The following is a 10974-nucleotide window of genomic DNA, read 5'->3' as shown; positions in this document are numbered from 1 at the left end:
ATAAAGACCCGAAGGATTAGACGATAGATTCATTCCTTTATCGTCTAATCCTTCGGGTTTATCATTGGCTGAAATACTTATGTCCCAGCCTCTTAACAATAATCTTATCTATTCATATATACCCCTTGATTTCCCCCATACCTCTTTGCTCTGCAGCCAGAGCAAGGAATATCCAGTCCCCCAACTAAATATCCCAAAGCATTTCAAGCTGTGCATTCCCCCTTAATGAATACACATGACTAAACTCAGTTATTCATCTCAGCATATTCCTTCTCTTCCATCAGCATGGTTCCCTTTGTTTGATAGTTTGTGTGCCAAGAGAAAGCCTTTTCAAGAATATGCGGAGTTTGTCCACCGCGTGTTAATGCTTCTGTATAGTAATCCCATAGCTGCTTTCGGTACATTGGATGTGCGCAGTTCTCAATGATGACGCCGACACGCTCTCTTGGCGCCAATCCTCTAAGGTCAGCATATCCTTGCTCAGTGACGACAACATCCACATCATGCTCAGTGTGATCAATATGGGACACGAATGGAACAATGCTTGAGATTTTGCCATCCTTGGCAATTGATTTCGTTACAAAGATTCCATAACGGGCATTTCGTGCAAAGTCACCTGAGCCGCCGATGCCGTTCATCATATTTGTTCCGCATACATGCGTGGAGTTTACATTCCCGTAAATGTCCATTTCAAGGGCCGTGTTAATAGAAATCAAGCCCATACGACGGATGATTTCAGGATGATTAGAAATTTCCTGCGGACGCAAGACAAGTTTGTCAACGTAGTTCTCAAAGTTTACAAGCAGATTATCCATTGCCTTTTCGGACAGGGTAATCGAGCATCCTGATGCGAATTTGATTTTCCCCGCATCCATCAAGTCAAATACAGCATCTTGAAGAACTTCCGAATACACCTCAAGGTCATTGAACTCGGAATGAAGGAATCCATGGAAAACAGCATTTGCAACGGTTCCGATACCGGATTGCAGAGGTGCCAGCTGTTTTGTTAAACGACCAGCCTTAATTTCCGCACGAAGGAAATTAAGCAGGTGATTGGCCATGATAACCGTTTCTTCATCAGGCGGAACAATAGTGGAAGCAGAGTCCAGCTTATTTGAGAAAACAATCCCCTTCACTTTGTCCAAATCAACCTTAATCCCAATCTCCCCGATACGGTCATCTGGTCGTTCAAGCGGAATTGGCTTCCTGCTTCCTTGCTCGCCTGGGTCATAAATATCGTGAATGCCCTCCAGCCATTCCGGCTGTGCCGTATTGATTTCAATAATGATTGCTTTTGCTTTTTCGGCAAATATTTGAGAGTTTCCAACAGAGGTACTTGGAATGATGTACCCTTCCTCTGTAATAGAAACCGCTTCCAAAATAGCGTAATCAATAGCCGGCAGAACATCTGCCCGAACCCATTCACATGTCTGAGATAAGTGCTGATCAATGAAATGCATATTGCCTTGGTTAATTTGTTTACGCATAATGGGCTCTGCTTGGAATGGAAGCCTCTTGTTGATGATTCCTGCTTCAGAGAAATACTTGTCTACATCAGGACCCATGGAAGCACCCGTATAGATATTGACTTTAAAGCTTTCCGTTTCTGCTCTCTTCACTAAGGCTTGAGGAATGGCCTTCACATCGCCCGCTCGAGTAAACCCGCTTAATCCCAATGTCATCCCGTCACTAATCCATGTGGCCGCCTCTTCCGGTTCAACGATTCGGTTACGTAACTCATGGTTTCGAATACGATTTAAATTGAGCTGCATCTCATCACTCTTTCATCGTTTTTTTGATAAGTGTACCTCATATTTTTCACAGGATAGACACATCTCGATAGGTTACCCGATTTTTTCGACGAACCAGTATTTTCCACGGTTAAGCCAGCATTTACTAGAATCCTAGCATTCTTCTAAAATAACTTGAATAGGATTGACTAACCGGTATAAGCTGTCCATTCTTCATGGATAGAACAAAGGTGGAATGCGTATCAAGATAGATTTCCTTGATTTGCTTCACATTAACAATATAGGAGCGATGGCAACGGATGAAGCTATCCTTCGGTAACGTAAATTCAAATTCTTGCAGGGTATTCTTATTCGTGCCGGTATGCGTACTTGAGGTGACATATGTTCTCCGATTCTTCGATTCTATATAATAAATATCTTCATAGGTGACCGGTACCCAGCCATCCTGGGTTTTCAAGGTAACGACTGATCTCGCCTCTGTTAGTGCTGGATATATGGCTGTGATACAGCCGGCAATCTCTCCATCCTCATGAAAAGGAACCGCTATCCCGTGATATGGAACCCCTAGGACATCCCGACTAATAAATTCTGATGCCTTCTCTCCCGTATGAAGTGCCTTATACGTAATTGTCCCTTCCTTTACAGGATCGCCAGGGGCAATCTTTAAATTGATTCGTTTGCTTGACCGATAGAAAATATATTCCTTCGTATTGGTTACTGCAAATGAAATTTCCTCTGAAAAGAGCTCCCCTATCACGTCAAACAATGAATATGTCGTAAGTTTTTCCATGCGAACCCCCGCCTTGTCTTTGCTGTAATTAACTCTATTGTATAATTTTCCACCTATAGTTTCTAACAGGAACACTTCTTACCTTTCAATATGTATAGCTGATTGAGGAAAAGTAAAGGCTAATAAGCAATGACAAGAGATTATTTACAAAAGCGATTGAATTGTAAAGTTAATGTTAAGATTCTTCGGGACATATTTACTATTTATTTGTTCTACTCGATAATAAAGGAAGTTATTTCAATATAATTTTCAGGAGGAATATGGTGGATATCAATATTCAAGAGATCATCTTTCAATTCCTAGGCGGATTGGGTATCTTCCTTTTCGGAATCAAATTTATGGGAGATGGCCTTCAAAAGTCTGCCGGGGACAGGCTTAGAGATTTATTAGATAAATATACGACAAACCCCATTATGGGGATTCTGACAGGTATTTTGGTTACCGTCCTCATCCAAAGCAGCTCCGGAACAACCGTCATAACCGTTGGTCTCGTCAGTGCCGGATTTATGACCCTTAGACAGGCAATCGGCGTTATCATGGGGGCAAATATTGGGACAACCATTACGGCATTCATCATCGGGATTGATGTCGGCGAATATGCATTGCCCATTATCTTCGTCGGTGCAATTATGCTATTCTTCTTTAAAAATCAACGAATTCACAATATAGGACAAGTTGTTTTCGGCTTTGGCTTCCTATTCTTCGGTTTAGAGCTCATGAGCAGCGGAATGAAGCCGCTTCGCTCCTTCGAGTGGTTCCTTGATTTGACCGTCAGCTTGAGTGAACACTCCATACTTGGCGTATTAGTGGGAACCATCTTCACTTTAATTGTTCAAAGCTCCAGCGCAACAATCGGAATCCTGCAAGGTCTGTTTGGAGAAGGTCTGATTGACTTAAACGGCGCCCTTCCCGTATTATTCGGAGATAATATCGGAACAACCATTACAGCGATTCTTGCCTCCATCGGTGCATCCATTACCGCAAGAAGAGCGGCATGCGTTCATGTATTATTCAATATTCTCGGCGCAACGATCTTCCTTATCTTGCTCGTACCATTTACGGCACTCATCAACTGGTTCCAGGGCACTTTAGGCTTGAACCCTGAGATGACAATCGCTTTTGCACACGGGACGTTTAACGTGACAAATACGTTGATTATGATTCCGTTCATTGGTGCATACGCATGGATCGTTACGAAAATCATTCCAGGTGAAGACGAGATTATCGAATACAAACCAAAACATTTGGACCCAATTCTGATTGACCAAGCACCTGCCTTTGCATTAGCCCAAGCAAGACAAGAGACGATGCGCATGGGTAGATTCGCAGTCAAAGGATTGAAGGAAACGAAGAACTACCTTCTTAGTCAGGATGCCGCCTCTTTAAATAAAGGCTATCAAATTGAGGAAGCCCTAAATAATCTTGATCAAAAGATTACAGAATATCTCGTGAAAATTTCAACAAATGAACTCTCACAGCAAGCATCTGATGAGCATAGCATTCTTATGCATATGGTTAATGATATTGAACGAATCGGCGATCACTTCGATAATATTCTCGAGCTGACCGAATATCAAATCAATCATAAAATCACCATCACAGGTGAGGCAATGCAGCATCTAGATGAGATGTTCACCGTCGCTATCCAAGCCGCAACCTGCGCTATGGAAGCCTTTGAGAAAATGGATAAAGAACTGGCCCATAAGGTCGTCGATCACGAGCGTAAATTAGACAAAATGGAACGTCAATTACGTAAACAACATATCCTCCGCCTTAACAACGGTGTCTGCACACCGCAAGCTGGATTGTTGTTCGTTGACATCCTCAGCAATCTTGAGCGTATCGGAGATCACTCTAAAAATATTGCCGAAACATTAATCGGCGAACAGTATTAATGATATCCCCCTATCTCGATTGAGATAGGGGCATTTTTTTGAAAGGAATTAGCCGGTATCCTAATATTCTCTATCTCTCGTGTATGGAACATTATGATTCGCTCATACATCCATATCGCCCATACCTCATGTTTTTAGTCTTGAGCTTCCTCGCACTCACCATAAGAATTTCACCCATAAATTCTGCCCCCACTCTTAAATCTATCGTTTTCTCCCTTAACTGGTCCTCTTTCTCCTATATAAAACCAAATAATCGATCACCTTCATTTCATAAGGAAGGTCCATCAGCCGGAAGACCAAAACAGACAAGTTAAAACACTTTTTTATACGCAGTCTTACTTTATTTTCATCAAAATGAAGCAAAATCCTCCCTATACATATCCATTTGATTTTGCTAGGTTCTTAGAGTGATAGGTACATACTTTCCTGCCAAGCATCATTCCTCCCATGTTTTCACAATAACAATAAGCTTGTTCACTTAATTACTGCTCTATGAAGATTTTGTAAATGGAACGTTAATACATAAAGGCAGCGTATTATCACATTTCGGATTTTTGTTTCACTAAAGTAAATGAATTATTAAATAATTGTAAAGATTCCCTGGAATACCTTTACTTTAAATACTTTCTACATAATAATTTGGAGGATTGAGTGTAAAATTTATACCTAGGAGGAAAATTGTGGAGATAAATATTCAAGAGATGATATTTCAATTCATCGGCGGATTAGGGGTCTTCCTATTCGGCATTAAGTTTATGGGTGACGGTCTGCAAAAGTCTGCCGGAGATCGTTTGCGCGATTTGCTAGATAAATATACGACAAACCCATTAATGGGAGTTTTGACAGGGGTCTTGGTGACAATCTTGATTCAGAGCAGCTCCGGAACCACTGTTATTACAGTCGGGTTGGTCAGTGCCGGGTTTATGACCCTTCGCCAGGCAATCGGGGTAATCATGGGAGCCAATATCGGAACAACCGTTACGGCCTTCATCATTGGGATCGATGTTGGTGAATATGCTCTCCCTATCATCTTTGTTGGTGCCATTCTGTTATTCTTCTTTAAGAATCAGAAGGTTCATAATATCGGGCAAGTCATTTTCGGCTTTGGTTTCTTATTCTATGGCCTTGAATTAATGAGCAGCGGGATGAAGCCATTGCGCTCGTTTGAATGGTTCCTTGATTTGACGGTCAATCTGAGTGAGAACTCCATTCTTGGTTTGATTGTCGGAACGGTCTTTACGTTGATTGTTCAGAGCTCCAGTGCCACAATTGGAATTCTGCAAGGACTATTCGGGGAAGGGCTTATTGACCTAAACGGCGCCCTGCCTGTCTTATTTGGAGATAATATCGGTACGACCATTACAGCTGTGCTCGCCTCTATCGGGGCTTCTGTCACGGCGAAAAGAGCTGCAAGTGTTCATGTTCTCTTCAACTTAATTGGTGCTGCTATCTTCATGATACTCCTTGTTCCTTATACTGCCTTGATTTCTTGGTTCCAAACGACCCTCGGATTGAACCCTGAGATGACAATTGCCTTCGCTCACGGTGCCTTCAACGTGACGAACACAATCATCATGTTCCCGTTCATCGGAGTTTATGCATGGCTTGTGACAAAGCTAATTCCTGGTGAGGATGCTGCTATTGAATTCAAGCCCAAGCATTTGGATCCTATCCTGATGGATAAAGCACCAGCCATTGCGCTTGGACAGGCAAAGCAGGAAATTCTGCGCATGGGCGGATTCGCTGTAAACGGCTTGGAGGAATCCAAGAATTACTTAATGACGAAAGATAAAACTTCACTCAATAGAGCTACACAGCTTGAGGAAGCCCTTAATAATCTTGACCATCGAATTACGGATTATCTCGTGAAAGTATCAGCAAGCTCTTTATCCCAGCATGAATCAGATGAGCATAGCATTCTAATGCATACGATTAATGACTTTGAGCGAATTGGGGATCATTTCGAGAATATCCTCGAGCTTGTCGAATACCAGCTTAGCAACAAGGTTTCTATTACAGAGGAAGCCATGTCTGATTTAGATGAAATGTTCAATATCGCCATCCGAGCGGCAAAAGAAGCACTCGATGCTTTTGAGCATATGGACAAAGAGGCTGCCTACAAGGTTGTCGAGCATGAACGCACCTTGGACAAAATGGAACGCAAACTGCGCAAGCAACATGTTCTTCGCTTGAATAGCGGAGCATGCAGCCCTCAAGCAGGATTAGTGTTCGTTGATATCCTAAGCAATCTTGAGCGAGTTGGCGACCATGCCAAGAATATTGCCGAGACCCTGATTGGCGAGCAGGAGTAAGCATAATAATCCCCCCTTCATTTCATGAAGGGGGGATTATTTTTACCCTTTCAAAAACTCCTCGATAATGGCATTAAACGCTTTATCATACTCCCAAAACATCAAATGCCCGCCAAGAACCTCCACCTTCACGTCTGGTGAAATATGTGCAAGCGTTCCTTTTGCTGCGTCCTGCCAGTGCTCGGCAACAATAGCTAAGGTTGGCACAGCCTCACTCACTTGTCTTGCTTCCTTGCGGTAATCTGAGAACATGCCCGCTGCAAAGAGATTAGCGGCAATATAATAAGGAGTATTCAAGGATTGTTCAATCAGCCACTGCAGCTCATCCTCGTTTAAATCGCGCTGTACCATGACGTTTCTTGCATAATTCTCCACAAATGCTCTCTGCCCCTTTGAATTACATAAATAATTCGTGTATGCTGCGGCGATATCATCTAAGCTTCCTTCTGTCCAATCTCCTTCATTAACCGAGAGGGCCTTTGGCGACATATCGACCAATATACACGACTTGATGGAGTCCACACCAAATTGCCTGACGTATTCCCAAATCGTCAAACAGCCAAATGACCAACCGATAAGCGTGGGTTCATGAACCTCCAACGCTTGAAGTACTGTCTGCAGATCTTTTGCATGGGTGATGTATTCATTCCCCTCTGCTGTAACTGTCGATCGTCCATGACTGCGCGGGTCGATGGCAATCACCCGATGTGTCTTGGCAAAATGCCCTATTTGCTTTTCAAATACCTCCAGGGTAAAGGTCCAGCCGGGAATAAACACCAATGGCTCCCCTTGTCCGATATCCCGCACATATAATTCCGCTCCACCAGAGAGCTCCACATACTTCCCACCTTTTGTCATCCTTATCGCCTCCCTCTTCCTATCCTTATTCAAGATGCATCATTCGATTCCTTGCAATATTTCATGTATGCTTATGGTGAACATTCATTTCACTTGAAGGGAGCGATTAAGCACCATGAAAACAATGATTGTTTATGCTTCAAAAAGCGGCACCACCAAGACCTGTGCTGAGATGCTCGCGCACGAGATTGACGGGGTTACAACCCTCATTGATATTGTCAGCCAAGAGCCTGATCTCAGTGATTATGACACTATTCTTATTGGCGGCCCGATTCGATACGGCAGGCTTCACAGCGCGGTAAAGGAATTTATGCAAAACCATAAGAGCGAACTGCTCGACAAGGAAATTGGTTTATTCATTTGCTGTGGCAATGAACAGCAGGCAGAGCAGCATTTCACCGATAACTTTCCGCCAGAGCTTCTAGCCCATGCACTTGCACATGAATCCTTTGGAGGGGAGATTCGCCTGGATGCACTCAGCTTCATTGAGCGGCTTGTTGGGAAGATGGCTATGAAGAGCCTCGCAGACGGAGAGACCGTCAGCATTCATAAAGATAAGATTGAGCATTTTGCACATGCGGTAATGAGTTAAGATGATAAATAATTCCTAAGCCCCATATTATCGGGGCTTTTTTCGTGCCTATCGGGAAGCTGGAACAGCTTCTATCTGCTTCTTTACAAGCTTCGCTAATGCGATGATCGTATCATAGGAGTCATTCGGGAATTCAACCTGGGCAAACTCTGCTCCAAGCTCCGCACATACCTCCTGACATTCAGTACCCACCTCGAAGTATGATTCAATATCCGTTGACAAGGAGAGCAGCTCACAGGTTACAAAGCCTTTCCTGCCTTCTTGAACAAGCTCCTTGATAACCCCTGCTCCCTGAGCATTGGCATAAGGGCCATTCTCACATTAAGAGAATGGCCCTTATTTAATAAATGGCTTTATTCGCTTGTGCATACTCCTCGAATAACTCCATGCATTGGGTACGGTCCAGCTCCTCAAGGTCAAGAATGGATGAATCCTCGAAACCATCCTGAATGAAACGATAAATAAAATCATCCCTGAATCCTATCGCCTCTGCGTCCTTCGGTGTGCAGCCATAGTACACTTTTTGAATATTAGCCCATATAATGGCCGATAGACACATCGGACATGGAAAACCTGTAGCATACAGTACACAGCCTGATAGGTCATGCGTTCCGAGCACCTCACCGGCCTTGCGGATCGCATTGACCTCCGCATGCGCGGTCGGATCATGATCCTTCAGCACGGTATTGGATGCAACCGCAATGACCGTCCCGTTCTTATCAATAATGGAAGCTCCAAAAGGTCCCCCATCATTTTGGTTCATCGTTCTTCTTGCTTCTGCTATCCCGCGTTTCATCGCATCATTCATCATTTCAACACCTCTTTTGTCTCAAGCACTCTCTTAGTCTATTCATTCAAATGCTCCTCTTATTCTTTACCCCGCACTAATAAACATCAAATGCTTTAGTAAAATCATATGCTTTAATAACGCTCCTTGTCAGTCTGTTTGTTAGATAAGCTTCCAAATGATTTTTCGACATTTCCCAGTCATTTCCGGTTAAAATAATTGACCAATTTATCGCATTCATGTTAGACTTCCATTATTCTATAAAAATAAATGGGAATCATTTTCCCATGAAAACTGGATACTAGTAAGCGTTGAATGCCGTGGATCAAACTATGGCAGGAGCAGCTTCTGGAGAGACTGTACAGCAAATGTGCAGCGCCGAAGGATTCATAATCTCAGGCAAAAGGACAGGAGAGTAGCAAGTATTGCATTGTTATTTTTCTAAAATGCCCTTTAGAGATTGGATTCTGTTCCAATCTCTTTTTTATTTTCTCGAGGAACTTTATCCGGTTCATCTAGACATACAAGCGGAGGCGAAGAAACATGGGGCAACAAGAGTTAAAACGAGATTTAAAGAACCGGCACGTTCAATTAATCGCCATTGGCGGAACAATTGGAACCGGGTTATTTTTGGGGGCAGGTAAATCAATTGCCCTGGCAGGTCCATCTATCATCTTTTCCTATCTTCTGATTGGGATTGCGTTATTCTTTGTGATGAGGGCTTTAGGGGAATTGCTATTATCGAATACCGGGTATACCTCCTTCACGGAATTCGCCACGGAATATATCGGACCGTGGGCTGGATATGTGACAGGCTGGACCTATTGGTTTTGCTGGATCATGACCGCGATGGCGGACATCATTGCCGTCGGAGTCTACATGCAGTATTGGTTTGACATTCCGCAATGGATACCGGCATTTGCGTGCTTAATTATTCTCGTAGCATTGAATTTATTATCCGTTAAGCTGTTTGGCGAGCTTGAGTTCTGGTTTGCCATTATTAAGGTCATCACGATTATTGCTTTGATTGCGGTCGGAATTGTATTATTGGTCATTGGCTTTCAAACAAATACGGGAACGGTTTCCCTATCAAATATATGGAGTCACGGCGGCATGTTCCCGAATGGGGTACAAGGCTTCCTGCTCTCCTTCCAGCTTGTCGTCTTTTCTTTCGTCGGCATGGAGCTTGTCGGTGTATCAGCAGCCGAAACAGCTGATCCTAAAAAGAACATTCCCTCGGCAATTAATAAGATTCCGGTACGAATTCTATTATTCTATGTCGGAGCGATTATCGTTATACTAACGATCAATCCATGGACAATGCTGAACGGAGACAGCAGTCCATTCGTCGGTGTATTTACGCTTATTGGCATCCCAGTGGCAGCCGGCATAATCAATTTCGTCGTCATGACATCTGCTGCATCAGCCTGCAACAGTGGTCTCTTCTCCACGAGCCGCATTCTTCACTCCTTAAGTAAGGATGGCTCTGCTCCGGCGAAAATCGGGAAATTGAATAAGAATGCCGTGCCAAGCAATGCGCTATTCCTTTCTGCCGTTGTTGTATCAATTGGGGCCCTTCTCAGCAAGGTCATTCCTGAACAGGCATTTACGATTGTGACGACCATAAGCGCAATCTGTTTCATCTGGGTATGGAGCATTATCCTGATTGCCCATATCCGTTATAAGAAAACACGGCCAGAACTTGCTGCTAAATCGACGTTCAAGGCACCATTCGCCCCATTCATCAACTATGCCGTTTTAGCGTTATTCGCACTCGTACTAATTGTCATGCTGTTTGCTGAGGCAACGAGACTCGCACTCTTACTGACACCAATTTGGTTCATCGCTTTAGTATTTCTTTATAATCGGCAGCGAAGTAAGATTGAAGTAGTAGAAAATAAGTGTTAACCATAGGAACCCGCCTAGAGAGGCGGGTTCTTTTTTACACCCACGCTTGGTCAATTTTAATTAATGGAATATTTTGCGGTT

9 protein-coding genes and 1 riboswitch are annotated in these 10974 nt (G+C 43.3%); of the genes, 4 read left to right on the top strand and 5 right to left on the bottom strand.

The window, feature by feature from the left end; translation table 11 throughout:
- Positions 1-245: 245 nt before the first annotated feature.
- Positions 246-1772 carry an acetyl-CoA hydrolase/transferase family protein gene (locus ACI35L_RS09335; protein ID WP_439802734.1) on the bottom strand — a complete coding sequence of 509 codons (1527 nt, stop codon included), beginning with the start codon at positions 1770-1772 and terminating at the stop codon, positions 246-248.
- Positions 1773-1896: 124 nt separating this feature from the next.
- Positions 1897-2541, bottom strand: a complete 645-nt coding sequence (locus ACI35L_RS09330) for a LytTR family DNA-binding domain-containing protein (RefSeq protein WP_439802733.1) — start codon at positions 2539-2541, stop codon at positions 1897-1899.
- A 260-nt stretch (positions 2542-2801) separates the two neighbouring features.
- Between ACI35L_RS09330 and ACI35L_RS09325 the strand changes: the two genes are divergently transcribed.
- Positions 2802-4436 (top strand): Na/Pi cotransporter family protein, encoded by a 1635-nt coding sequence (locus tag ACI35L_RS09325; RefSeq protein WP_049672270.1) that lies wholly within the window; start codon positions 2802-2804, stop codon positions 4434-4436.
- 680 nt (positions 4437-5116) lie between these two features.
- Positions 5117-6748: a Na/Pi cotransporter family protein gene (locus ACI35L_RS09320; protein WP_439802732.1), complete on the top strand. Its 1632-nt coding sequence runs from the start codon at positions 5117-5119 to the stop codon at positions 6746-6748.
- Between the two features lie 42 nt (positions 6749-6790).
- On the opposite strand, the gene ACI35L_RS09315 is transcribed toward ACI35L_RS09320, so the two are convergent.
- On the bottom strand, positions 6791-7606 hold the full coding sequence (locus ACI35L_RS09315; protein WP_439802731.1) for an alpha/beta fold hydrolase: 816 nt from the start codon (positions 7604-7606) through the stop codon (positions 6791-6793).
- A gap of 115 nt (positions 7607-7721) precedes the next feature.
- Here ACI35L_RS09315 and ACI35L_RS09310 point away from each other — a divergent pair, with 115 nt between their 5' ends.
- On the top strand, positions 7722-8198 hold the full coding sequence (locus ACI35L_RS09310; RefSeq protein WP_049672272.1) for a flavodoxin domain-containing protein: 477 nt from the start codon (positions 7722-7724) through the stop codon (positions 8196-8198).
- A gap of 48 nt (positions 8199-8246) precedes the next feature.
- Here the strand turns inward: ACI35L_RS09310 and ACI35L_RS09305 are convergent, their stop codons facing one another.
- A complete protein-coding gene (locus ACI35L_RS09305; protein WP_197089958.1) occupies positions 8247-8420 on the bottom strand; it encodes a hypothetical protein in 174 nt (57 codons plus the stop codon).
- A gap of 118 nt (positions 8421-8538) precedes the next feature.
- Positions 8539-9009, bottom strand: coding sequence for a nucleoside deaminase (locus ACI35L_RS09300; RefSeq protein ID WP_049672273.1), 471 nt, complete (start codon positions 9007-9009; stop codon positions 8539-8541).
- Positions 9010-9323: 314 nt separating this feature from the next.
- Positions 9324-9406, top strand: a riboswitch (glycine riboswitch).
- Between the two features lie 122 nt (positions 9407-9528).
- Here ACI35L_RS09300 and ACI35L_RS09295 point away from each other — a divergent pair.
- Complete coding sequence (locus ACI35L_RS09295; RefSeq protein WP_439802730.1) at positions 9529-10893, top strand: amino acid permease; 1365 nt, start codon at positions 9529-9531, stop codon at positions 10891-10893.
- Positions 10894-10974 lie beyond the last annotated feature (81 nt).

Origin of the sequence: Pradoshia sp. (assembly GCF_051873915.1) — a bacterium.
In the GTDB taxonomy this organism is placed as follows: domain Bacteria; phylum Bacillota; class Bacilli; order Bacillales; family Pradoshiaceae; genus Pradoshia.
This window is presented reverse-complemented; position numbering and strand designations above follow the sequence as displayed.